Origin of the sequence: Actimicrobium antarcticum (assembly GCF_039536745.1) — a bacterium.
In the GTDB taxonomy this organism is placed as follows: domain Bacteria; phylum Pseudomonadota; class Gammaproteobacteria; order Burkholderiales; family Burkholderiaceae_D; genus Actimicrobium; species Actimicrobium antarcticum.
In genome coordinates, this window is sequence record NZ_BAAAZE010000005.1 from 359,847 (window position 1) to 384,997 (window position 25,151).

A 25,151-nucleotide genomic window follows, 5' to 3' on the forward strand; every position below is an offset into this window, starting at 1 on the left:
AACATTGACCGAACCGTATCCCGGAGCAGCTTTCTGATCAGTCCCCCTGACGATCGACGGCACACCGTCGCGAATTTCTCTCCACATCCCACAGGAATCAAATGACCCCATCCAGTGCCGTTGGCCTCAGTATCCGAGCGCGAATCATGCTCGGATTTGCATCCATGTTGTTGTTGATCGCGGTGGTATCGGTCATTGGCGTGTTTCGCGTCAATACTATCTCGACCACGCTCGCGACGATCAGCGACGTCAATAGCGTCAAACAGCGTTATGCGATCAACTTTCGCGGCAGTGTCCACGACCGTGCGATCGCCGTGCGCGATGTCATCCTCGTGACTAACCCCGAGGAACTGCAAACCGCCCTGGCAAGAATCGCGCAGCTGTCAGCGGACTACGACAAGTCGGCACTCGCGATGGATGCGATGTTCAGCCAGCGTACCGACATTGGCCAGGACGAGCGGCAAATCCTCGCCAGCATCAAGGAAATCGAAACACGTACCTTGCCACTCATTAAACAGGTCGTCGCACTGCGGCAGGCCGGTACCGACGACGAAGCAAAACAGTTGATGCTGAAAGAAGCCCGGCCTGCCTTCGTCGAATGGCTGGCACGCATCAATAAATTCATCGACCTGCAAGAGCAATTGAATCAGGTCGAATCGGCCAAGGCACGCGGCATTGCCAACGGCTTCCAGACCCTGATGTTGTTGATGTGTCTCGGTGCGCTGGTCATCGGTGCGGTGCTTGCCACGATCATCACGCGCGGTATTTTGTACGCCCTCGGTGGTGAGCCGGGCAAGGCCAAATCGATCGCTCTCAGCATCGCCAACGGTAACCTCGCGGTGGCGATTCCGGTGCATGCCAATGACAGTTCCAGTGTGCTGTTTACGATGCGTGAAATGCGCGACAGCCTGGCCCGCATCGTCGGCCAGGTGCGCGCCAGCACCGACACCATCGCAACCGGCTCGGCTGAAATCGCCGCCGGCAATCAGGATTTGTCATCCCGCACCGAACAACAGGCTTCGTCGCTGGCAGAGACTGCCACCTCGATGGAGCAACTGACCGCGGCCGTGAAACAGAATGCCGACAATGCCCGCCAGGCCAATCAGCTGGCGGTATCGGCATCGTCGGTGGCGGTCAAGGGCGGTGGCGTGGTGGCGCAGGTGGTGGATACGATGGCATCGATCAACACCTCGTCCCGAAAAATCGTCGACATCATCGGCGTGATCGACGGTATTGCGTTCCAGACCAACATTCTTGCGTTGAATGCCGCAGTCGAAGCGGCCCGTGCCGGCGAACAGGGCCGCGGTTTTGCGGTCGTTGCCACGGAAGTGCGCAACCTCGCACAGCGCTCGGCCGCTGCCGCCAAGGAAATCAAGACACTGATCGGTGACTCGGTCGACAAAGTCGATGCCGGCAGCAAGCTCGTCGTCGAAGCTGGTTCGACGATGGATGAAATCGTCAGCAGCGTGCGTCGCGTCACCGACATCATGGCCGACATTCTTGCCGCCAGCGATGAGCAAAGCGCCGGTATCGAACAGGTCACGCTGGCAATCGGCCAGGCCGATCAGGTCACCCAGCAAAACGCCGCACTGGTCGAACAGTCCGCTGCTGCTGCCGAGTCGTTGCAGGAACAGGCTGCGGAGTTGGCACGAACCGTGTCGATCTTTGAGTTGGATGGCAGCCATGCATCGCTGGTGATGGCCCGTCCGGTCCGCATGGTTGCCAAAACACCGTCGGTGCCGGTAATAAAGAAACCGGCGATTGCCCGCCCGGTCGCCCGTGCTCTCACCGCCGCACCTGCGCGTCTGGCACCCGCGAAAAAGCTGGTGACATCGGAAGGTGACTGGGAAGAATTCTGACCCGGACTGCAGGGATGCTGCCGCGAGGAGCAGGCCGGAGAAACCTCTGCCTGCGGCGGACCAGGCACTTCAGTTCGGGCATGACCTGATGCCGTATCAGTAGCGTGTGCGGTACCAGGTTCCCGAATGCCAGATTACCGTCGCGCCTCGGTCATGACTGGCGGGCGTGGGCAATAGGACTTCTTCTGCAGGGTCGCGCATGGATGGTTATCATGCACTCCAGTTCACGCCTCTCATTCACTGAAGAAGACCCGTCATGTCCCTCTCGCGATTTCAGTTGTGCCAGTTTCTGCTACTGCTTTGTGCCACGTCCATCCTGCCTGCGGCGCACGCCGATGAGGCTGCTACCTGGGCGGCCCTCGACAGCGGCAATCAGGTGGTACTGATCCGCCACGCAAGCACCGAGCCGGGGGTCGGAGACCCGGCCGGCTTCACACTCGATGACTGCACTTCCCAGCGCAAGCTGTCGGCCGAGGGCCGGGCGCAAGCGCAACGCCTCGGCGAGCAATTCCGCCAGCGCCGGATTCCAGTGGGACAGGTGTGGTCGAGTAGCTGGTGTCGCTGCACCGATACCGCGACGCTGGCATTTGGCCAGGTCAAGACCATGGCGATGCTGGACTCCAGCTTTGATGACAGCGCTGCCGCCGTGCGACAAAAACGCCTGGCCGTGGCCGCTGCCGTCCGTGCAAAACCGGCGGGCGTCAATCTGGTGATGGTGACGCATCAGGTCAACATTACCGAGCTGACTGGCGTGGTGCCACGCATGGGCGAGGTCGTGGTGGTCTCGTCCACGCCGAAACCCGACGGCACATTTGCGGTCGTTGGCCGGCTGCAAATTCCCTGACCTCGGCAGGCACGTTGGGGAGGGTCTCCGTGATACTTTTCGACTCCCTGCTATCTCCTTCTTTTCATCCTCCGGCAGACTGCCATCGCAGCCTGCCCCTGCCCGGAAAAACTGATCATCATGCACATCGACCTCACCCATAAAATTGCTCTGGTATCGGGCTCCACCACCGGTATCGGTTTCGCCATCGCCGAGGGTCTGGCCGAATCGGGCGCGACCGTCATTCTGAATGGCCGCACCCAAGCTGCTGTCGATCACGCCATCGCTACCCTGATCGCCAGGTTTCCTGCCGCCAGCGTGCGTGGTGTTGCGGCCGACCTCGGTACCGCTGCAGGTTGCGAAGCGCTGTTTGCAGCCGAGCCGCAGGTCGACATTCTGGTGAACAATCTGGGCATCTACGGGACGCAGGATTTTTTCGAGATACCGGATGCGCAGTGGTCGAATTTTTTCGAAGTCAATGTGATGTCCGGCGTGCGTTTGTCACGTGCTTATGCACCGGCGATGGTGCAACAGGGGTGGGGACGGATCGTCTTCATTTCGTCGGAATCGGGACTGAATATTCCGACTGAGATGATTCATTACGGCTTCACCAAGACCGCCAACCTGTCGGTCTCGCGTGGTCTGGCAAAGCGTCTTGCCGGCACCGGCGTGACCGTGAATGCAGTTCTGCCGGGGCCGACGCTGTCGGCCGGGCTGGAGGCGGCGTTTGCCGACAGCGCCAAAAAAGCCGGCAAGACAATCGAGGAGGCGGCCACCGCATTCGTACTGGCAAAGCGCCCATCATCCATCATCCGGCGCGCAGCAACCGTCGAGGAAGTCGCCAACATGGTGGTCTATGTGTGTTCGCAACAGGCGTCGGCCACAACTGGCGCGGCGCTGCGGGTGGATGGCGGGGTGGTTGACACGATAGCGTGATCGGGCGGCGCCGGCACTCGTCGATCCGATCAGTGATCAGGCTGGTCGGGTGCGATGGTGGCCTGCGTCGGTGCCGCATGTTTTTTTGCCGATCCGTAGGCCGTGCCTATCGGGTATCGGTCGGCGTTCTTCTCCATCTTCCGTGCGGTCGCCGCCATCAGGTCGAAGCCGGCATGCTCGGCGATCATCAGCAGATACATCAGGACATCGGCACATTCGTCACGCAGTGCTTCGGATGACTGCGGATCGCTCTGCGACGCGTCCATTTGCGCGTCGGTTTTCCATTGCGTCAGCTCCAGCAGTTCTCCCGATTCGAGATGCAGCGACACGATCAGGTTGCGCAGCGTATGGAATTGTTTCCAGTTGCGATCGTCGCGAAAGCGGATCAGGTGGTTGGTGAGGTCCTGGAGAGTGGGCATGAGATTGGCTGGTCTATTGGGTGTGCGTTGCTGCGGAGGACGCGCGTTGTTGGCGGAGGGAAGCGGGTTGGGCGGGGTGTATTTTTTCATGGTTTTGTGGGGATGGTTGGATATTGTTAGGCGTTTCATTGACTCTGACCGTAATTAATCCGCTGTGGCGCGCCGGCAGCGGCGGGCGCGATCAACGTGCTCCGGAATCCGCAAGCAGGGTCAGAGTAATTTTCGCGATGAAGCGTTGCGAAAAAAAACTCTGACCCTGGTTGCTGACGCGGTGGAGTGCGGCGGTTGCGGGCGGTTCGCGGCGGCTGGCAAGAGTGGGGTGCTGCGGTGGCACGCTGAAGAGGCCAGTTTCCGGGGTCAGAGTTTTTTTTCGCAGGGGTATCGCGAAAATTACTCTGACCCCGCAAACGGATTACGGAGAGCCGACGTGGCGCGCCGACGCTTCGTGTTCAATTGACTCTGATCGTCATTAATCCACCGGAACTGCGCGACTAATTGACTCTGACCCTAATTAATCCTCATTGACTCTGACCGTAATTAATCCGCTGTGGCGCGCCGGCAGCGGCGGTCGCGATCAACGGGCTCCGGAATCCGCAAGCAGGGTCAGAGTAATTTTCGCGATGAAGCGTTGCGAAAAAAAACTCTGACCCTGGTTGCTGACGCGGTGGAGTGCTGCACTTGCCGGCGGTTCGCGGCGGCTGTCAAGAGTGGGGTGCTGCGGTGGCACGCTGAAGAGGCCAGTTTCCGGGGTCAGAGTTTTTTTTCGCAGGGGTATCGCGAAAATTACTCTGACCCCGTAAACGGATTGCGGAGAGCCAACGTGGCGCACCGACGCTTCGTGTTCAATTGACTCTGATCGTCATTAATCCACCGGAACTGCGCGATTAATTGACTCTGACCCTAACGATTAATTGACTCTGACCCTAATTAATTCCCTCCGCGACTAATTGACTCTGACCCTAATTAATTCCTGACCCTAATTAATTCCACCGAAACTCCGTGATTAATTGACTCTGACCCTATTTAATTCTTGCAAAAAAAACGCTGACCCCTGGTCGCTGCCGAAGTGGATTGCGACGCCATGAAAGCACACCGGTAAATTACCGCCAACAACAGCACAACGACGTGCCCGTTTCAAAAACAACGCGTGCTGTTCATCCGGCATCAAGAATGCAAGACGCTCGCCTGACAGGCATGTAATGATGCTGCGCTGAACCCTGTTGCTGCCACTTACATTCCTATTTCTCATGCGCCATTTCTTTCATTCCCATCCACACCTCGCCGCGGCCGTGATTGCCGGTACGGGTATCGGTATCGCCACGCCGGATTCGTGGCAATTGATGTCGCGGTTGCTGACCGGGTGGGACGTCACCGTCTGGCTGTATCTGGTGCAGATGGCGTGGCTGATGGTGACGGCGGATCGGGCGCGGGTGCGCGAAATCGCCGAGCGCGAGGACAATAATGCGGTGGTGGTGCTGGTGATTCTGTCGATTGCGGCGGCGTTGAGTCTGGTGGCGATCGTGCTGGAACTGTCGGCGGTGAAGGGCGGGTCCGAGTCGCAGAAACTGGCACGTTCCGTGTTCACCGGCGTGACCGTGCTGGGGTCCTGGTTGCTGGTGGCGACGACCTATACGGTGCATTACGCGCGACTGTTTTATATGTCGCCGATCAAACAGCGGGCATTGAAATTTCCCGACGATGAGTTGCATCCGACGTACTGGGATTTTTTGTATTTTTCTTTTACGATTTCGGTGGCTGCGCAGACCTCGGACGTGCTGGTGATGTCGGCGTCGATGCGCAAGGTGGTGCTGGCGCAGTCGGTACTGAGCTTTCTGTTTAATGCGGCCATCATTGGCCTGTCGATTAATATTGCCGCCGGTCTCGTGGGTGGCTGATTTGCGGTTGCACGACGACTGGGGCAGATCACCGATTCCGGGCCATCGTGCTGCTAAGAAAAGGAAATGTAGTCATGTTCGGATTTGATGTACGTATCGCCAGGATCGTCTGGACCGCGCTGCTGGTGGCCTTTTTTCTGTTCATTGTGTATGCGCTGCGGTCGACCTTGCTGGTCGTGGTCTTTGCGATTTTCTTCAGTTATCTGCTGTATCCGCTGGTCGAACTGGTGGAACGCATCAAGCCTGCACGCATGCCGCGTACGGTGTCGATCGGCATCGTGTTCGTGGTGGCAGTCCTGTTGTTCGGCATGGCGGGATTGCTATTCGGATCGACCATTACCGATGAGGCGGTTCGGCTCAGCCAGCAACTGCCGACCTTGCTCGATCCTGCCAATATTTCTGCGCGCTTGCCGTTGCCGGAATTTCTGAAGCCACAGCGGGCAAAGATACTCGGCTTCCTGACCGAACAGCTGCAGAACGGGACCGGTCAGGCGCTGCCATTCGCGCAGCGTCTTGGCATGGAGGTGATGCACGTGGCCACCAACCTGATTTATCTGATCCTGATTCCGGTCCTGAGCTTCCTGCTGATCAAGGAGGCGCCACTAATGCGCGCAGAGTTCCTCAATGCACTGGGGACGGCGCGCGAATCGCTCTGGAGCGGCATCACCGAAGATCTTGACGGGCTGCTGTCGAAATATGTGCGCGCACTGTTGTTGCTGTCGATGGCGACGTTCGTGATCTACAGCCTGGTGTTCTCGGCATTGGGCGTGCCGTATGCGCTGCTGCTTTCGGGCATCGCCGGATTGCTGGAATTCATCCCCTTTGTCGGACCGCTGTCGGCCGTGGTCGTCGTGCTGGCAGTGGCGGCGTTCAGTGGCTTTCCGCATTTGCTGTGGGTACTCGTGTTTATTCTTGCTTACCGGATGTTTCAGGATTACGTGCTCAATCCCTATCTGATGAGCGAAGGGGTGGAAGTGTCACCGTTGCTGATCATTGTGGGGTTGCTGGCAGGCGATGAACTGGCTGGCGTGGTCGGTATTTTCTTGTCGGTGCCCGTACTGGCGGCGCTGAAAATCATCTTTGTCAGACTGCGTGCCAGAGCGCGCGTAGTGCAGTCTCCACCTGATCGGAATCCCCATGTTGCCAACTGAAAATTACCGCAGTGACGCGCCATCGCGCGACGAAGTCGATCGTGTCGCGGGGGCAGTGGTTCTTGATTTTGGTACGGACTGGTGCGGCCACTGCCAGGCGGCGCAACCGCTGGTTGATGCCGCATGCGCTGGCTTCCCGCAAGTACGTCACCTGAAAATCGAAGATGGCAAAGGACGTCCTTTAGGCCGCTCATTCAAGGTGACCTTGTGGCCGACCCTGATTTTTCTGGATGCCGGTGTCGAGGTGGCACGGCTGGTGCGGCCTGCCGATGCGGATGTGATACGCCAGGCGCTGGCGCGGATCGATCACGGTAACTAGGAGCCTCTCGGACTTAGGGATCGTCGGCTGCAAAATCTGCTGGCCGGTCCATATTTCACCGTTTTTTTGGTCAATATCTCGATATTGACGCTGCAAAAGCGGCAAAATCTGCCCTCGCCCAGCAAATTTTTCGCTTCGACGACCTAAGTCCGGCAGGCTCCTAGCCTGGCCAGTACCAGATAATGGCAGTCAGCCCGGTATCGATGCGCAGGCTAGTGTTTTTTTCCCAGCGACGCCATCACACACCGCGTCATTCCCGATGCCAGCTCCTCTTCGCCGATTAGTATCTGGCCTGCCTGCTCACTGTGCAAAAGATCCGCCTCGGCGGCGCTGTGGGTGCGCACGATACATGCGATACCGGGATTGAGCATGCGCGCAGTCTCGATCATTTTGCGGACATGGAAGGTGTCCGGTGTGGCGATCACCAGGCAACGTGCCCGCGCAATGTGGGCCTGGATCAGCACCGCCGGATCGGCGGCATTGCCGGCCACCGCGGAAAAACCACGTTCACGCAATTGCTCGACGGTTTCCCGGTTTTGTTCGGCGACGACGAAATCGATCTTGTTCGCTAGCAGCTGACTGGCGATGTGGCGGCCGACACGACCGTAGCCGACCAGCACGACCTGTCCGGTCAGCGTGTGCTGCGCCACTGTCGAGGGCAGTTCGGCAAGCGGATCAGGAGTGCGGTCGAGCCTGCGCGCGAGCGCAGGTTGCGCATGGACCCAGCGTTGCACCGGCTTGATCAATGCAAACAGCAACGGATTGAGTGCAATCGATATCATCGCCCCGGCCAGGATCAGGCTCTGCCCTTGGGCGGGCAACAGGCCGAGTGAGAGTCCCATCGCCGCCAGGATGAAGGAAAACTCGCCGATCTGCGCGAGGCTGGCCGAGACGGTCAATGCCGTATTAAGGGGGTAACGCAACGCCAATACCAGCAGCAATGCGGCGAGCGATTTGCCGAACATGATGATCACCACCACGACGGCGACACGCAACGGGCTTTCCAGCAGCACCGCCGGTTCGAACAGCATGCCAACCGAGACAAAAAACAGCACCGAAAACGCATCGCGCAGAGGCAGGGTTTCGGTGGCGGCGCGGTGGCTAAGCTCCGATTCACGCAGCACCATCCCGGCAAAAAAAGCACCCAGTGCAAACGACACACCGAACAATCTGGTCGAGCCATACGCAATGCCGACGGCCGCGGCAATGACGCACAAGGTGAACAGTTCGCGCGAGCCGGTCCGCGCCACTTGCCACAAAATCCACGGAAACACCTTGCGGCCAACCACCAGCATCAACGCGATGAACGCCACGACGAGGCCCAGGGTTTTTGCCAGCGTCGCCCAGAGACTGCCGGCGGTCGGATCAACCGTGCCACCGAGCGGACCGGACAGGGCCGGCAACAGCACCAGCGCCAGTACCATCACCAGGTCTTCGACTACCAGCCAACCTACCGCAATACGGCCATTGAAGGAGTCCAGTGCACCGGTGTCTTCGAGTGCGCGCAGCAGCACCACGGTACTGGCGACCGAGAGGGCCAGCCCGAACACCAGCCCGCTGCCGAGACTCCAGCCCCACAAATACGCCACGCCCATGCCCAGGGCCGTCGCTGCAGCGATTTGCATCAGCGCACCCGGAATGGCGATGCCCCGCACCTCCAGCAAGTCATCCAGCGAAAAATGCAATCCGACGCCAAACATCAGCAGCATCACGCCGATCTCGGCGAGCTGTCCGGCCAGTGCGACATCGGCGACAAAACCCGGTGTCGCCGGACCGATCATGATGCCGGCGACCAGATAACCGACCAGTGCCGGCAATTTCAGCCGGACGGCGATGACGCCAAACACCAGGCCCATGACGAGCGCGGCAGCGATGGTGGTGATCAGACTGATGTCGTGAGGCATAGGGGAATGTCTTTCTTTCCGGGATGCCGGTGAGTGAACCAAGGGGTGAACGTAATGGAACGCAGCGGCGGCGAAGAGATCGACACGTCGATCCGCACCGGGGATCGACGCTGTGACCGCTATAGCGGCCTGACCTTATGGCAAGCCGGTTTGTCGAACGCGATAGTACCGCGTCAGCAGTTGGTCCAGCGCCGGTCCGTCCAGATGCACCGACGCCGTCGCGGCGGAAATGCCAGCCAGATTCGGCACGATGCCCAGTAACGGCGCCGCCAGCCGGTCTGTCAGTGCGGCGATATTGTCGGTGGCGTGTTCCATGGCGGGGTCGATCATGTTGGCGACCCAGCCAACCAGGGTCAAGCCGCGTGCCGTGATGGCTTGCGCCGTCAGCAGTGCATGGCTGAGGCAACCCAGGCGCATGCCCACCACCAGTATCACCGGCAGATTCAGGCGCTGCGCCAGATCGGCCGTATCGGTCGATACGCATAGCGGTACGCAAAATCCGCCGACACCCTCGACCACCACGGCATCGGCCATCTCGACCAGTTGCGCATGGCACGCCAGAATATGCTCGATGGAAATCGTCACGTCGTCGAGGCGCGCCGCGATGTGTGGTGCGGCAGCTTCGCGCAGCAAATAGGGTGTGGTGAGCGCAATCGGTGGCGCGAGGTTGCTGGCCATGCCAAGCAACTCTGCGTCGTCGTTGATCAGGCGGCCGTCGATCATCGCCGCGCCGGCCGCGATGGGCTTCATGCCGACCGCACGCAGCCCGCGTCGTGCCAGCAAATGCAGCAAGGCCGCGCTGATGATGGTTTTGCCAATACCGGTGTCGGTGCCGGTCACGAAACACGAAAACCGCAATACAGACGGCGCGCTCATGCCGCCAGTCCATTGAGCGCGGCAACCAGTTGCGTCACCTCGTCCTGCGTATGCGCCGCCGACAAGGTAATGCGCAAGCGCCCGGTACCGACCGGCACCGTCGGTGGCCGGATTGCCCCCACCCACAGGCCGGCTGCATACAGGCTGCCGGCGGCAGACATGGTGGCGTCGTTGGTGCCGATGATGACCGGCTGGATCGGCGTGTGCGATGGCATCAACTGCCATTGCTGCAACCGCAGCCCGGCCCGAAAATCAGCGATCAGTCGTGTCAGGTGCGCGCGCCGGCGTTGGCCCTCGGGCCCGGCGATGATCGCCAGACTGGTCAGCAGTGCATGCGCCAGTGCCGGGGGCGCGGCGGTGCTGTAAATGTAGGGGCGGGCGCGCTGCACCAGCCATTCGATGACGCTCTCATGGGCCGCGATGAAGGCCCCGGCGACACCGGCGGCCTTGCCCAGCGTACCCATGTAGATCACCCGTTGCGAGCGGACCGCGCAGTGTTCGAGCGCACCGCGACCGTGTTCGCCCAGCACGCCAAACCCGTGCGCATCATCCACCAGCAGCCAGGCATCATGCTGTTCGCACAGCGCCAGCAACGCCGCCAATGGCGCCACGTCACCATCCATGCTGAAGACACTGTCGGTCACGACGATCTTGTTGCTCGCCTTGCTGGTCGCCAGTTGCAACGCCAGTTGATCGACATCGCCATGCGGATAAATCTGCACACTGGCCCGCGACAGGCGCGCGCCGTCGATCAGTGACGCGTGATTGAATTGTTCGCAAAACAGATCGGTATCGCGGTCGGCCATGGCCGACAGTACGGCCAGATTCGCCATGTATCCGGTACAGAAATACAGCGCCCGCGCAGCCGCGATGTCCGGCTGCATGAATGCCGCCAACAGGTCTTCGAGCTGTGCATGCGCGTGCGCGTGGCCGCTGATCAGATGGGACGCACCGCTGCCCGCACCATACCGACTGGCACCTTCGCGCAGCGCTTCGATGACCTGCGGATGGGCTGCCAGTCCCAGGTAATCATTGCTGCAAAATGCCAGCATGGTGCGGCCATCGACCTGTACTTGCGGCGCACAGGGCGATTCGGTGGTGCGGCGTCGACGCTGCAGGCCGCGTGCGGCAAGCTGGTCCAGTTTGGTGTCGAGTCTGGCAATGAGGGGAAGTGTCATGCGGAGATCACCTGGTTGAAGACCGCTTGCGTGCGCGCTGCCAGCAGGTCGATTTCGTCGTTGTCGAGGATGTAGGGCGGCATCAGATAGACCGTGTGTCCGATCGGCCGCAATAACAATTCCTGCTCCAGCGCCGCGACAAAAAAGCGTCGTGCAAAATCACTCGCCGGCAGGTCGGTCACGGCGTCGAAGGCCCAGATCATTCCGCGCTGGCGCAAGTGCCGCACCTGCGGATGGGCGGCCAGCGGAGCGAGTGCGGCGCTCATGCGTGCCGTCTTGATCCGGTTGGTCGCCAGCACGTCGTCCTCGGCAAAGATCGCCAGCGTCGCCAGTGCCGCGCGGCAGGCCAGCGGATTGCCGCTGTACGAATGCGAATGCAGGAAGCCGCGTGCCACGTCACGGTCATAAAACGCATCAAAAATCGCGTCGCGCGTCATCACCAGCGAAAGCGGCAGGTAACCACCACTGATGCCTTTGGACAGGCACAGAAAATCGGGCCAGATGCCCGCCTGTTCGCAGGCAAAGAAGGTGCCACTGCGTCCGCAGCCAACCGCGATTTCATCGGCCACCAGATGGACGTCGTAGCGGTCGCACAGCGCCCGTACCGTCGCCAGATAGGACGGGTCGTACATGCCCATGCCATTGGCGCATTGCACCAGTGGTTCGACGATCAGCGCCGCGATATGGTCGCCGCGCTCTGCCAGCAGGCGCTCCAGGGCAGCCGCTGCGCGTGCCGCGACATCGGCAGCGCACTGGCCCGGTTCGGCATGGCGTGCATCGGGACTCGGCACCACATGAACTTTTTGCAGCATCGGCCCGTAGGCGGTGCGAAACAGCGGCACATCCGTAACGGCCAGCGCACCGATGGTTTCACCGTGATAGCCACCTTGCAGGCACACGAATTCGCGTTTGTCGCTGCGGCCCATGTTGCGCCAGTAATGGAACGACATCTTCAACGCGATTTCCACTGCCGAAGCGCCATCGGAGGCATAAAAACAATGCCCGAGCTGGTCGCCGGTCAATGCCGCCAGTTGTTCGGAAAGTTCGACCACCGGCTCATGGGTGAACCCGGCCAGCATCGCGTGTTCGAGTTGGTCGAGCTGCAATTTTAGTGCGGCATTGATGCGCGGGTTGGCGTGGCCGAACAGATTGACCCACCATGAACTGATGCCATCCAGATAGCGTTTGCCGTCCTGGTCGAACAGCCATGCACCACGACCATGGCTGATCGGAATCAGGGGCATTGTGTCGTGATGCTGCATTTGGGTACAGGGATGCCAGACGCTGCGGCGGCTACGGCTCACCCAGTCGCGGGTTTGGTCGGAGGTCTTCATCGATCCTCGGGTAGGAATATAAGAGCGCGTGATTATAGCGTCCGAGACGACCAAAAATTTCGCTGTGCCGGAACAATACCGACGAGGTTTGATATGGCCACGTACGCACAATCCGCGTTATCTCCAGGTCAACTTTCGTTATCGAAATAATATTAAAAGGTCATTTCGATAACTCTTCTTTTCTCTCGCTTCAAGCCATGCCACAATGCCTCGCCGGAGGCCCGCAGCACTACTTCATTGCGTGTGCGTCATGCAGACGCTGGCTCCTGTTTGCCGGAGATGTCATGGAAATGCCTGAAAGTAGCGACGAGGTAATAGCGCCTTTGAATAACTTGCCGAATTCTCTGGATCCGGAGCGAGATTCGGCGCAGCGCGCCATGCGCTTGTTGTCCGGTTGCGTTGACCTGATTGCACAGGCGTCGACCGAGATGCAGTTGCTTAATGCGTTTTGTGCGTTGATGACCGTCAGTGGCGGCTATGTGTTTTGCTGGATCGGGCAAGCGCTCGAGGATGACTCGTTCAAGATTCGTCCGATTGCCCAGGCTGGCGGCGAACGCAGTCTGGAAGGCATTGAAATAAGCTGGTCGTCGAGCCTGCCATTCGGAGGCGGACCGTGCGGTGAAGCAGTACGCACCGGTCAGGTAGTCGAGTGTAGCGACATGGTCGGCAGCGATCGTTTCAATCCCTGGCAGGAGCGCATCGTACGGGATGGCCTGCGCTCGATGATCTGTTTTCCCCTGAATGACGTGTCCCGTACCTTTGGCGTGCTTGCGCTGTATCGCGACGTCATTGGCGCGCTGCCTGCGCAAGAAGTGCATTTGCTGACGCAGCTCGAAAAACAGATCGCGCAGGCCCTGCTCGGATTGCGGGCCCGTGCCGATCACAGCCAGACCGAATCGATCATGATCCGGACGGCCACTGCGCTATCGGCCAGCCACGGCAGTGAATTCCTGTGGCGTCTTGTGGCCAGCATGACCGAAGCACTGGGTGCCGACGGCGGTTTCATTGCTCGATGTCTGTCTGAAAACCCCGGGCATGCGCGCCTGATTGCCGGGGTCATCGATGGCGAGCGTGCCACGCCTTCCGACTTTGCGCTGGCCGGAACGCCCAGCGAAGACTTGCTGACGCAGCGCGAATGGCTGGTCTGCGACGACGTGGCAAGCCGCTATCCTGCCTATCCGTTGTTCGAAAAAATGAAAGCGCAAGCCTACGTCGCTGTACGCCTGGAAGATTTCGATGGCACGCCGATCGGTATTATTGGCGTGATTTTCCGCGAGCCATTGCTGCGCTCCGCCGTGATCCGTTCAACGCTGCAGATTTACGCGATTCGTGTGGCTGGCGAAATCGAGCGCCAGGACGCCGACACCAAACTCGCCGAGCACGTGGCGTTGCTGGACAAGGCGCAAGACGCCATCATCGTGCGCGGCATCGATCAGCGCGTGCAATTCTGGAACGCTGGTGCGCAACGACTCTACGGCTGGAGTGCCAACGAGGCGATCGGCAATGCGCTGCCAGAGTCGATGCTGTCCGTCGAGGATCAGCAACACATACAGCAGCAGCTGCTGGATACCGGAGAATGGACCGGTATTTTGCGGCAGCGCTGCAAAAATGGCAGGCTGGTTCTGGTGGAGGGGCATTGGACGCTGGCGCGCGGCGACGACAAGCAACCACGTTCCATTCTCATGATCGATACCGACATCACCGAGCGCACCGCCGCTGAAGCGGAAATCCAGCAACTGGCGTTCTACGATAGTCTGACCGGATTGCCGAACCGGCGCTTGTTACTCGATCGCCTGCAACAGGTGCAATCCAGCCGAAGCCGGTCCCATCACAACAGTGCTTTACTGTTCATTGACCTGGACAATTTCAAGACGCTCAACGATACGCTCGGGCATGACATGGGCGACGCTTTACTGCAGCAGGTCGCGCAACGCCTGAGCAGCTGCGTGCGTTCTGACGACACGGTGGGCCGCCTCGGTGGCGACGAGTTTGTCGTCATGCTGGTCGATCTCGAGGATGCGCCGGGTGCTGCCGCCAGTCACGCGGCCCAGGTCGGCGAAAAAATATTGCAGGCGCTGCGCCAGCCGTACCAGATCTCTGATTGCTCGTATCACAGCACCGCCAGCATCGGCATCACGCTGTTCGGTCACGAAGACATGTCGGTGACCGAATTGCTCAAGCGCGCCGACATGGCGATGTACCAGGCCAAAGCGGCCGGGCGCGATACCTTGCGGTTTTTTGCCTCGGCGATGCAGGTCAGCGTGACGGCCCGTGCACTACTCGAAAATCAACTACGCAATGCGGCCGGAAAAAACCAGTTCGAATTGCATTATCAGGCCCAGGTCAAGGGCGATGGCACCCTGATCGGCGCCGAGGCGCTGGTGCGCTGGCATCATCCGACGCGAGGCATGTTGTTGCCAGCCGCTTTCATCGGACTGGCCGAAGAGAGTGGCCAGATTCTGGCACTGGGGCGCTGGATTCTGGAGGCTGGGTGTGCCCAGCTGGCGCGGTGGCAGAACAAGCCGCTGACCGCCAGCGTGCGGCTGGCGATCAACGTCAGTGCCCGTCAGTTCCGCCATCCGCGATTTGTCGACGACGTCTACAGGGCCATCCGGGAGTCGGGCGCCGACCCGCATCAGCTCAAACTGGAGATGACCGAAAGCGTCCTGTTCGACGATATCTACGACACCAGCGCGCGCATGTCCGAAATCAGAAAGCTCGGCGTGGGTTTCTCGCTGGACGATTTCGGCACCGGCTATTCATCACTGTCCTACCTGAAAATATTGCCGATCGACCAGCTCAAGATCGACCAGTCGTTCGTGCGCGATGTGCAGACCAACAAGGGCGATGCTGCGATCGCCCGCACCATCGTCAGCCTGGCCGACAGTTTCGGGCTGGAGGTGATCGCCGAAGGGGTCGAAAACCGTGGCCAGCGCGATCATCTGGCGGCGCTCGGCTGCCACTCGTACCAGGGTTTTCTGTTCAACCGGCCGATGCCTGCCTCGCAGTTCGAACAGCGACTGGGGCAGCCGTTTGTCTCGGAAAACATGCGCATGCACTGAGTTAGTGGTGGCAATCATGCTGCCGCCAATGGCTGATCAAGGCGCCCTCGGTACAGCGCCGCAACCAGGTCCGATTGCGTGACCATGCCGCACAGACGTCGTTCTTCGTCGATCACCGGAATATGGTGCAGACCGGAATCCGAGAACAACGGCACCAGTTCGACGATAGCCTGGTCCATCGTGGCGGTTCGGACTGCTTTGGTCATGATCTGACCGACTACCTCGGGTTTGTCGGAGTGGGATGCCGGGCTGCGTCGCAACAAGGCGCGCAGCTTGTCGCTAATGGCAACCGGGCCGTCAAGGTTTGCATGCTGAAAAAAATCCGCCAGCGTGACAATCCCGATAACGCGTCGGGCCCGGTCGAGTACCGGCAATGCCTTGATCCGGTGTGCGTGCAGTTGTGTCCAGGCTTCGTTCAGCGTGCTGCCAAATTCAACCGTAATGAGGTCGCGTGACATGATGTCGGCGCAGCTGACTTCACCGAAGCGGCGCCGGTAAGCCTGCATTTCGGTTTGTCGCAACAGATCGGCGAGGTCGTCGCGGTTGATGTCCAGTACCTCATTGAACTGGCGCAGCACATGGTCGAGGTCGGCCGAGGTAAAGCCGACCCGGCTCATCGGTGACGCATCCCTCGTGTCGTGGGTGCTGGCAGCGTCGGGGTGCGCCAGGTGCGGATAGCGACGCCGCGTGGCGTTGTTGTAGGCGATCGCTACCAGCAGGATCAGCAGGGAATTGAGACCCACCGGCGCCAGCACGAACGCAAAACCCTGAGCATGAATGGCGGGTCCGCCAAGCACGGCCGTCAGCGCAATCGCTCCGCTGGGCGGATGCAGGCAACCGAGCAGAAGCATGGCAGCAATGGCTAGCGCGATCGCCGCAGTCGCGGCCCAGACCGGATCTGCAATCCATACCGCACAGGCGACGCCGATCGTTGCCGATACCAGATTGCCGCCCATGATCGACCACGGTTGGGCCAGCGGACTGGAGGGCAGCGCGAACAGCAGGACGGCGGACGCGCCCATGGGTGCGATCAGCAGCGATACCGGTATATCGGGACCCAGAGTCCAGCGCATCACCAGGCCGGTAATGAGGATGCCCAGTAGCGCGCCGCCACACGCGCGCAAGCGCTCGGTGCCATTGACGCCGACCCTGACCGGGATAAAACTGCGCAACCAGTTCCGCAAGGCGTGCCGTGGCGGGTTCATACCGACACCGTCATTGCTGCGTTCACTGGCCTTTGCAGATGATCGTGGTCACGTACTCGCCGGCGCGGGTCTTGCGCGCCTCGGTCCAGTCGATGACCTGCTGCGCCAGTGCCAGCGTCATCACCGACGCCTTGTCCTTGTTGCGGATGAACGAAACACCTTCAAACTGACCGGTCTTGCCGATCATGGCCTTGGCGTAGACCGGCACGTCCTTCTCTTCCGGGTTAGCCTTGCGCTGGCGGACTTGATAGCGCTGATCGAGTTCTTCCATGGAATTATGCGGGGTAAATTTTAAAAGACGACAAGGATACTAGACATGCCGATCGAACTCTACTACTGGCCCGATATTCAGGGGCGCGGCGAATTCATCCGGCTCGCGCTCGAAGCCGCCGATGCTGATTACATCGACGTTGCCCGCAGCAAGCCGGGCCTGCCGGCGCTGTTCGACCTGTTGCAAAGCACCGCCATTGACCAGCCGCCCTTTGCCCCGCCCATCGTCAAGGTGGATGGACTGGTGCTGGCGCAGGTCGCCAACATCCTGCTCTACCTCGGGCCGCAACTGGGCCTGGCGCCGACCGACGAAGCCGGGAAATTCTGGGCACATCAATGTCAGTTGACGATCGCCGACCTGGTCAGCGAAGTGCATGACACGCATCATCCGGTGGGCGGCGGCTTGTATTACGGGGAGCAGAAAGCGGAAGCCTTGCGGTACGCAGTCGCCTTCCGGAGCGAGCGCCTGCCAAAATTCCTGAATTATTTTGAAAGCATCCTGGAGCGCAATCCGGCCGGAGACACCTGCCTGATTGGCGATCGCCTGAGCTACGTGGACCTGTCAATGTTCCAGATGATTGCCGGACTCATCTATGCGTTTCCGAAGGCAATGGCACGGGTGGGTGTGCAAGTGCCGCGACTGCTGGCCTTGCATGATCGGGTAGCACTAGTACCGAATGTGACGCGCTACTTGCGCTCGACAAGACGGCTGGCGCCGAATAATGACGATATCTGGCGGCATTACCCGGAGCTCGATGATTGACTGTGGGCGGGTGATGCAAGGCACCAGCTACCCATGATCGATTACGGCTGTCGTGAAGTCAGCGGCACTCCATGCCGCCTGCTTTTCAGGCTGACTTGCGTCGACGCGCCACGACACCCAGCAGACCGAGGCCCGCGAGCAGCATGCCATAGGTCTCTGGCTCAGGGACTGCCGGGATTGGCAATAGTTCTACCGTTGAACTGAAAGCGCGATAGTTGCTGATGCCACGGGGCAAGCCCTCGATGGTGAATGATGTATTTGCTGCGATCGGGTCAGTCCAGTGGAACAGTAACTCGCCTTTGCCATAATGAATTGCCAGATAATCGTAGCTGGAGGCAATAGTGAATGTGCCTGTCGAGATATCACCGAAAGCCGATGACGCTAACAATGAGCCCACGCCTGTCGATGGCAGACCGAATTGCGTGGAAACCATGGTGCGGATTGCGGCCGGACTTTGATTGCCCGGAGGGTTTGCGCCATCGTAGCTAAAGACGGATTGCGCCATCGTCGGGCCGTAAGTAACGGTGCTCGAACCAACCGAAAAGCCCGTTGTTGCCGGACCTAATGTTTGAATCCAGCTTGGTGAGGGTGCGGGCGTCGCTTGCGCGGTGGACAGCATCATTGACGACGACACCATAAGGGATAGCCCGAGTGCGATTCTAGTGAATTTGGTCATGATGTATTCCTTGACGGTTGTTGTAGTTGGATTTGCTGTCTGATCCCACAAGCAATTAAATTGCTTGGAAGAAGTATCAAATAGATATGTCATTTAGTAAAGATAATTGCATTTTATTTAACATTACCTTGCAATTCAGGCGAATTTGTCTTCGAACGTGCGGTTGACTTTGTTGCCGCATTCGACCGGGTGAAGATCATTTCGCTGCAAATTGCTTGAGTCGGAAACCGCCAGCAAATCGGCTGTGTCACTGCGTTTTGTCCCGCCGGCTACTCCCATGCATTGTTCCCGCGACCCCCGCTCCGTTATAGTTCGCCCTCGAACCTATTTCCGCGAATCAGCCCTGATGTTCTTTCAACCCGACCGCCTGCATTTCTTCCGCCCGCTGGCCAGCAAGCATCGCGGCATCATCGTCGGTTGCGTTCACGCGCTGTATGAACGCCTGCACGGACCGAGCGCCGACCATGCGCAGAACCTCACCCGTGACATGTTGCGCGACCTGCTGTTGCCGGTCGTGCAGGAGGCACGCCTCGGTCTGACCGCCGCCGACGACGCGCCACCCGACCTCGAATTCAGCCCGGTCACCGACACGGACGATGCCCAAAGTACCGGCGCCGTGATCCGTGCGCTGGAACGCGATGGCTGGCTGGAAAAATTCGGCGACCGCGCCGGACTGGTCTCGGCCTATCGCTTTACCCGTGCCGGCAAGCTGTTTGCCGAGGCCTGCTGGACCCTCGATCGGCGCAGCGCCCGCACCCGCCAGCGCAATGTGCGCAGTTGCCGCAACGCGCTTGATGCGGCGCTGCGCAACCTCGATGCGTACGATCTGGTGGATGCGTATGACTACGCCGAAAAAGTCATCAGCGACCTGTCCGAGAACGTCGATTATTTTCAGGAACTGGTGCGACGCCTGATGCAGGAAGCGACGGAAACGCCGTGGGACGGTTTCATGGAATTTCTGGAACGCTTCGAAAACGAATTCAAGAAGCAGCTCACCGCCGACAGCGTGGAACGCCATCGTCAGGTCATCCGCGACCAGATCCTGCGCCTGCACCAGCTGGCACCCGAACAGCATCGGCAACTCGAAGCGCAATTGAACGACATCGCCCGCTGGGCGCGGCAGGAACGTGTCGGCAACTCGACGCTGGACTGGCTACTTGATCGCATCGAAGACATCGTCGAAGCCGCCTGCACCACCAAACACCCCGAACTGATCAAGGCCATGAGCGTCTACATGCAGCGCGCGGCTGCCATCGTGCAGCAGGCGCTGATGCTGCGTGGCGGGCAGCGGTCGCATGCCTACAGTATCGCGATCAGCCAGAGCGCTGCGCTGGCACCGGCGGCACAGAACGCCTTTCTCGACAAACTCGGCCACGCGATTGCACCTGCCGCATTGCGCCTGCTGGACCCGGCCACGTTCAAATTGCGCAGCGCCTCGGAACGCCGCCGCGCCCTGACCGTGACGGCGCAACCGCGCGTCAGTCGCGAGGCCCGGCTGGCGGCAGCGATGAGCCGCGCCGAAGCCGATGCCTTCGCGATCTCGAACGACAATGTGGTGCAGCGCATCCGTGACGAACTGCAGTTGCGCGACCGGCCGATCCGCCTGTCGACGCTACCCGCCGAAACCGCTGCCGATATCCTCAACAACATGCAGCTGGTCGAAGCCGTGCGCGCCGCGCGTGATCCGCACCTGCGCGTGACCAGGCTGCCGGCCAAATTATGGAATGCCTTTTATACCGGCGATGATTACCAAGTCGAGATCACCAAATGACGTTTAGCGAGACCCAAAGCGAGACCCCGAACGCGATCCTGACCAAGACGTTAGGCCAGACCCTCAACGACGCACTCGCGTTGCACAACCTCGACGCCGAACGCTTTCGCGACATGGTCGGACGGCTGTTCGCCGCCGGCATCATCGTGCGCGACGAAGATGGCGTCGAGCAGCGCCTGTACGACGACATGCGCCGCATCGAACTGCTGCTGCACGATTACTTCGGGCTGGCCGGATTCCGGCTGGTGCACGATGTGCAGGGCGAATTTTTCCGGTTGTACGCACCGGGTGCCGAAGTACCCGGCATGCCCACCGATGAATTGGAACCGGTGGCGGGACTGCGGGCACGCCTGAGCGCCGACTTTGTGGCCGCCGCGCTGGCGCTGCGGTTTTTGTATCAGCAAGGGTTGGCCGAAGCCGGCCGCCGCCTGAGCGACGATGGCGAAGTGCTGGTCACGTTCGAGGAATTGTCGGCCACCCTGCAGACCCAACTCAAACGCGCGCTGCCGGCCACGACGGTCGACCGCTTGCGTTTGCTGGCGGACTTGCGACGGCACCGGCTGATCCGGATGGCGCCGACCTTTTCGACCGACGACGAAGATGCGCTGCTGGCGATTCGCCCCACCATCCTCGGCATCATCAGCGACGACATGCTGGCCGCGGCGCTGGAAGCCGATGGCACCGATACCCAGGAGGATGCGCAATGAAGCTCGACAAACTGATCCTCGTGAACTGGGGCGCGTTGCGCTCGCAGGAATACCCGATGGGCAACATGACGCTGCTGACCGGGCCGACCGGCTCCGGCAAATCGACCATGCTCGATGCCCTGCAAACCGTGATGACGGCGGTGTACACCAACATCTTCAACTACAACCCCGGCCAGGATGAAACCACGCAGGGCGCGCGCAACGGCAAGACCAAGCGCACGCTGTGGTCCTACATCGTCGGCGCCGAAGACAACCTGTATGCGCGGCCCGATGGCGCGCATGGCTACATCGCTGCGGTGTTCAAGCCCAGCGAAGGCGAAGACGGCCGCGAGTTCACTGCGCTGATCGCGGCTTCGGCGCGGCTTGATGGCGCAGGCGAGCGTCGCCAGGCGGTGGCCGAGCGGCTGGTCTTGCTGATCATCGATGATGCCGCTTTGAAGCTGGGCGACCTGACCACGCTGGATGGCGACGGCGCAATGACCGTGATTGCCGCCGAAAAAATCGAGCATCACCTGGCTGCGCGGTATCGCGGCGTGATGACTTTCCGGGACAGCAAACGCGAATATCTCTGCCAGCTGTATGGCCGCTTTCGCGGTCAGAAAACCGTACCGTTCGCCGAGGCCGAAAGTGCCGCCAAAGCCTGGAGCCAGTCGATTGCCCACAAGCCCATCGGCAGCGTCGATGAGCTGGTGCGACACCAGATTCTGGAACTCGATGCAACGCAGCTGTCGCAACGGATCGGCCAGATCAGCAAACTGATGCGCCAGGTCAGCGACCTGCGCCACGAAGGCGAACGGCTGGCCGGCAATGTGCAGCGACTGGCTGCGCTGGGCAATGCCGCCAGCGCCACCAGTCAGGTGCACGAGGCGGCGGTGCAAACCCGCTTGTTGTTGGCAGCACTGGAAGTGCGCGATGACCAGCAGCAGCTGGAAGCGGCCGAACAGACCGTGCAGCAGACGCAGGCTGCGATCGATGCCGAGAGCGCCAGCATCGACAGGCTGGAACAGGATAGGCTAGGCAAGCAGCGCAGCCTGACGCAATTGCAGGCGCAGATGATGGGGATTCCGGCGGCCGAACAGAAGCGCCGCCTGCAACAGGATCTGCAAGCCTGCGCTGCGCGTATCCACACCGCACTGAGCGCGCTGAAACACAATGTGCAGACCGCGCAGCAGCTGCAGCGTGCCGCCGAACTGGTCACCGACATGCAGATTCCGCGCACGTATCTGGCGCTGTCGCAGGCAGCGCGACAGGTTGGCACGGCGCTGGTAGCTGTGACTGCTGCGGACTTTGGCAAGCAGTTGCAGGTGATTGCCGGACTCGCTGCAGTCGACCAGATCGATGTGCTGAAGGTGCTGTTGCTGCTGCAGGAACTCGATGGGCTGGAGCTGCCGTTACTCGGATTGCATGCCGCACTGGTCGGGCCCGGACAGAGTTTTTCGGCGGCGCTGCATACGCAGATCGCGCAACTGCGTGCGGTCGAGGCAGACGCGCTCAAACGCGAAAAGGACGCGGCTTCGCGCAAGGCCAATCTGGCCGAAGGCGGCGCCGATTATCCGGCCTCGACGCGACACGCGCTCAAGGCATTTCGCGAGGAACTCGGCGCGGCGCGGGCGCAGGTGTTGTGTGACCTGATCGAGCCGCTGTCGCCGCAATGGCAACCGGCGATCGAAGGCTATCTGGGCGGCGCGCGCTTCAATCTGGTGGTCGATCAGGAATGGGAAGCCCGGGCCATCGAGTTCGTGCGTCACCGCAAGCTGCGCGCCAGCGTGATCCAGGGCAGCTTGTGCCTGAAGCATCTGAAGCCCGAACGCACGCCTGCCGATTCGATCGTCCACGAACTGCGCGCCGAGCACCCGATTGCTGACGCCTATCTGCATGAACAGTTTGGCCAGGTCGTCAAGGTCGCCGATGCGCAGGCGTTGCGTCAGGTTGCGCGTGGCCTGACGCAAGACGGCAAAGGCAGTGGCGGGCGCACCATGTTTGCCGCAGATGCCGAGCAGCTGGTGTTCGGCCAGGAGGCCAAACGCCTGGCCCGCGCCCGTGCCGAACAGGATCATGCCGATGCCGAGCTGGGGCTGGTGCAGGTGCGTGCGGAGTTGCGTGATTTTCAGGGCGCGCTGGCATTGATGGTGCCGTTGCAGCGCGCCTCGCTGACCGCACAGACCGACCTCGACAGCGCTGTGCGCAGTACCGACACGCTACGTCAGGATCTGGCACGGATCGACCTCAGCGAAGTCAGCAAACTGGAAGACGAAGCCGAGGTCCTGCAGCTGGAATTGCGCCAGCTCGACGAGCGCAAGAGCGCCTGCGACAAGCAGATCGGCGGGCTGGAAAAAACCCGCCAGACCCACGAGTCGGCGATCGCCCGCTTGACCCTCGGCATGCTGCCCAAACAGGAGCGGGTCGAGCAGGAGCGCGATGCGTTGCGCAGCCTGTGCATGGCCAATGGCAGCTTGTCGCTGACGGCGCTGGCCGATGCAGTCGATCAGGAAGTCGCTGCTGCCGTGGTCACGCAGAGCGATGCCACCGCACGCCTGAAACAGCACGAGCTGCGCACCTGGCGCGTGCACGGTGACCTGCGCGACGCGCTCGGCGACTACCACGCCCATGCGCGCCCGGATGAACGGTTCGATCTGAGCGAGCAGGCCGATGAACGCGACGGCGACTTCGGTCGCTTGTATGTGCACATCGTGGCACTGGCTGCGCAGGTGCGCGAGCAATTGCTGCGGCAGCAGGAAATCGGACTGGTCCGCAACCTCGACCAGTTGCGTACCGCCGAAGCGTCGTTCAACGATGTCTTCACCAAGCAGTTCTGCTACGAGATTCGCAATGCAGTCGATACCGGCGTGCGTACCCTCAAGACGCTCAACACCGAACTCGACAAGCTCAAGTTCGGGACCGACAAGTTCCGTATCGACTGGTCGGAATGGGTGCCGGAATTCAAGGAGTACTACGATTTTTTCAGTGCCACGGCGGAGCTGTCGGAGTTACAGGAATCACTGGGCTTGTTCGACAGTGCACAACTGAGCGCCGCCAACTGCGCGGTGCGCGACCGCCTGCTGGCCTTGCTGCTGTCGGACGAAGGCGACCGCGCGCTCAAGGAACTGCAGCGCGTGGCGGACTACCGCAATTACCGCCGCTATGACATTTTCAAGGACTCCGACACCGGCTCGCAGGTGCGTCTGTCCGAATGGGGCACCGGCTCCGGCGGTCAGCTGGAAACCCCGGCCTACATCATTCACGCGGCGGTGGTGACGAACCGGCTCAAGCATTTTGACAAGGGCATGAACCTGCAATTGCTGGTCAACGACGAATCGTTTTCGAAGATGGACGAGGGCAGAGCGCGCGACGTCCTGAAATTCTTGCGTGACAACCTCGGCATGCAATTGATCTGTGCGATGCCCACCAAACACGCTGGCGCGATCAAGCCGGAGTTTTCGCGCGAATGGAGTTTCAGTCGGACCGAAGCCGAAGGCAATGGCGAGGTGATGTTTGTCTCGGAAGCGGATGAGCGCGAGTTGCGTCCGGATCAGTTGCGCGCCTTGTGGGAAGCGCGGCGTACGCAGGTGCGGGAGCAGGCGCTGCTGGTGTTCGAGAGCGTGGAACAGCAGCAATCCGACAGCTGATCCACCGACCGTACGGGTTGCCACGCCCAACATAGCTAACCCACCTTGAAAGGGCTGCGAAGCCAGCCCTTTCAAGGTGGGTTTGGGCTGCGAAGCGCGATATGCGGCAAGCTTCCTGTGTGGGCTGCGGTAGCTAAAACGGTTGCTGCTCCGTGGGGCCAGGCCGGGTGCGGCCCGGCAGCCGGTCAAGCTGGCTTGTAGGTCGCCACGGCGTGCGATCTGCGGTCTGCGGTAGCTAAAACGGGTTGTGCTCCGTCATGACCAAGCCGGGGGCGGCCCGGCAGCCGGTCACTTCTTTTTGCTTCGCCAAAAAGCAGTAACCAAGAAAAAGGCGACCGCAAGACCGCTGCCCTGCGGGTTCCCAAAAACCGGGTACG

General features: G+C 60.6%; 19 protein-coding genes. 11 read left to right on the forward strand and 8 right to left on the reverse strand.

Annotated features, from left to right (window positions below; genetic code table 11):
• The first annotated feature begins 101 nt into the window (after positions 1-101).
• The 3 genes from ABD720_RS04425 to ABD720_RS04435 all read left to right on the forward strand — a co-directional run bounded on the left by ABD720_RS04425 (position 102) and on the right by ABD720_RS04435 (position 3,618).
• Positions 102-1,859: a methyl-accepting chemotaxis protein gene (locus tag ABD720_RS04425; RefSeq protein ID WP_344762021.1), complete on the forward strand. Its 1,758-nt coding sequence runs from the start codon at positions 102-104 to the stop codon at positions 1,857-1,859.
• Between the two features lie 256 nt (positions 1,860-2,115).
• Entirely contained in the window at positions 2,116-2,703 is a 588-nt protein-coding gene (locus tag ABD720_RS04430; protein ID WP_344762022.1) for a histidine phosphatase family protein, read from the forward strand.
• A 120-nt stretch (positions 2,704-2,823) separates the two neighbouring features.
• Positions 2,824-3,618, forward strand: a complete 795-nt coding sequence (locus ABD720_RS04435) for an SDR family NAD(P)-dependent oxidoreductase (RefSeq protein WP_344762023.1) — start codon at positions 2,824-2,826, stop codon at positions 3,616-3,618.
• 29 nt (positions 3,619-3,647) lie between these two features.
• Here ABD720_RS04435 and ABD720_RS04440 read toward each other — a convergent pair whose 3' ends face one another.
• Positions 3,648-4,037: a nucleotide pyrophosphohydrolase gene (locus tag ABD720_RS04440; RefSeq protein WP_344762024.1), complete on the reverse strand. Its 390-nt coding sequence runs from the start codon at positions 4,035-4,037 to the stop codon at positions 3,648-3,650.
• 1,247 nt (positions 4,038-5,284) lie between these two features.
• On the opposite strand from ABD720_RS04440, the gene ABD720_RS04445 reads away from it, so the two are divergent.
• From ABD720_RS04445 to ABD720_RS04455, 3 genes are all read left to right on the forward strand, one after another.
• Positions 5,285-5,932 (forward strand): DUF1345 domain-containing protein, encoded by a 648-nt coding sequence (locus tag ABD720_RS04445; RefSeq protein ID WP_344762025.1) that lies wholly within the window; start codon positions 5,285-5,287, stop codon positions 5,930-5,932.
• Between the two features lie 74 nt (positions 5,933-6,006).
• A complete protein-coding gene (locus ABD720_RS04450; protein WP_344762026.1) occupies positions 6,007-7,083 on the forward strand; it encodes an AI-2E family transporter in 1,077 nt (358 codons plus the stop codon).
• On the forward strand, positions 7,070-7,402 hold the full coding sequence (locus ABD720_RS04455; RefSeq protein ID WP_344762027.1) for a thioredoxin family protein: 333 nt from the start codon (positions 7,070-7,072) through the stop codon (positions 7,400-7,402). Before ABD720_RS04450 ends, ABD720_RS04455 begins: the two co-directional genes overlap by 14 nt.
• A gap of 212 nt (positions 7,403-7,614) precedes the next feature.
• Here the strand turns inward: ABD720_RS04455 and ABD720_RS04460 are convergent, their stop codons facing one another.
• From ABD720_RS04460 to bioA, 4 genes are all read right to left on the reverse strand, one after another.
• Positions 7,615-9,306, reverse strand: coding sequence for a cation:proton antiporter domain-containing protein (locus ABD720_RS04460; protein ID WP_344762028.1), 1,692 nt, complete (start codon positions 9,304-9,306; stop codon positions 7,615-7,617).
• A 135-nt stretch (positions 9,307-9,441) separates the two neighbouring features.
• On the reverse strand, positions 9,442-10,182 hold the full coding sequence (gene bioD / locus ABD720_RS04465) for a dethiobiotin synthase (RefSeq protein ID WP_344762029.1): 741 nt from the start codon (positions 10,180-10,182) through the stop codon (positions 9,442-9,444).
• A complete protein-coding gene (gene bioF, locus ABD720_RS04470; RefSeq protein ID WP_344762030.1) occupies positions 10,179-11,360 on the reverse strand; it encodes an 8-amino-7-oxononanoate synthase in 1,182 nt (393 codons plus the stop codon). The genes bioD and bioF overlap by 4 nt, the downstream gene beginning before the upstream one ends.
• On the reverse strand, positions 11,357-12,694 hold the full coding sequence (gene bioA, locus ABD720_RS04475) for an adenosylmethionine--8-amino-7-oxononanoate transaminase (RefSeq protein ID WP_344762031.1): 1,338 nt from the start codon (positions 12,692-12,694) through the stop codon (positions 11,357-11,359). Before bioA ends, bioF begins: the two co-directional genes overlap by 4 nt.
• 284 nt (positions 12,695-12,978) lie before the next feature.
• On the opposite strand from bioA, the gene ABD720_RS04480 reads away from it, so the two are divergent.
• On the forward strand, positions 12,979-15,756 hold the full coding sequence (locus ABD720_RS04480) for a bifunctional diguanylate cyclase/phosphodiesterase (protein WP_344762032.1): 2,778 nt from the start codon (positions 12,979-12,981) through the stop codon (positions 15,754-15,756).
• Between the two features lie 14 nt (positions 15,757-15,770).
• On the opposite strand, the gene ABD720_RS04485 is transcribed toward ABD720_RS04480, so the two are convergent.
• Both ABD720_RS04485 and ABD720_RS04490 read right to left on the reverse strand, forming a co-directional pair.
• On the reverse strand, positions 15,771-16,961 hold the full coding sequence (locus tag ABD720_RS04485; protein ID WP_344762033.1) for an HPP family protein: 1,191 nt from the start codon (positions 16,959-16,961) through the stop codon (positions 15,771-15,773).
• Between the two features lie 22 nt (positions 16,962-16,983).
• Positions 16,984-17,232, reverse strand: coding sequence for a hypothetical protein (locus tag ABD720_RS04490; protein WP_344762034.1), 249 nt, complete (start codon positions 17,230-17,232; stop codon positions 16,984-16,986).
• A gap of 45 nt (positions 17,233-17,277) precedes the next feature.
• Between ABD720_RS04490 and ABD720_RS04495 the strand changes: the two genes are divergently transcribed.
• Positions 17,278-17,994 (forward strand): glutathione S-transferase, encoded by a 717-nt coding sequence (locus ABD720_RS04495; protein WP_344762035.1) that lies wholly within the window; start codon positions 17,278-17,280, stop codon positions 17,992-17,994.
• 85 nt (positions 17,995-18,079) lie between these two features.
• On the opposite strand, the gene ABD720_RS04500 is transcribed toward ABD720_RS04495, so the two are convergent.
• The gene (locus ABD720_RS04500) at positions 18,080-18,763 is read right to left on the reverse strand and encodes an FxDxF family PEP-CTERM protein (protein ID WP_344762037.1); all 684 of its coding nucleotides are present in this window, start codon (positions 18,761-18,763) and stop codon (positions 18,080-18,082) included.
• 253 nt (positions 18,764-19,016) lie between these two features.
• Between ABD720_RS04500 and ABD720_RS04505 the strand changes: the two genes are divergently transcribed.
• Genes ABD720_RS04505 through ABD720_RS04515 form a run of 3 tightly spaced genes read left to right on the forward strand, consistent with a single transcriptional unit; the run spans position 19,017 to position 24,774 of the window.
• Entirely contained in the window at positions 19,017-20,441 is a 1,425-nt protein-coding gene (locus tag ABD720_RS04505; protein ID WP_344762038.1) for a Wadjet anti-phage system protein JetA family protein, read from the forward strand.
• Positions 20,438-21,148 carry a DUF4194 domain-containing protein gene (locus tag ABD720_RS04510; RefSeq protein WP_344762039.1) on the forward strand — a complete coding sequence of 237 codons (711 nt, stop codon included), beginning with the start codon at positions 20,438-20,440 and terminating at the stop codon, positions 21,146-21,148. The genes ABD720_RS04505 and ABD720_RS04510 overlap by 4 nt, the downstream gene beginning before the upstream one ends.
• Positions 21,145-24,774, forward strand: coding sequence for an ATP-binding protein (locus tag ABD720_RS04515; RefSeq protein WP_344762040.1), 3,630 nt, complete (start codon positions 21,145-21,147; stop codon positions 24,772-24,774). Before ABD720_RS04510 ends, ABD720_RS04515 begins: the two co-directional genes overlap by 4 nt.
• Positions 24,775-25,151 lie beyond the last annotated feature (377 nt).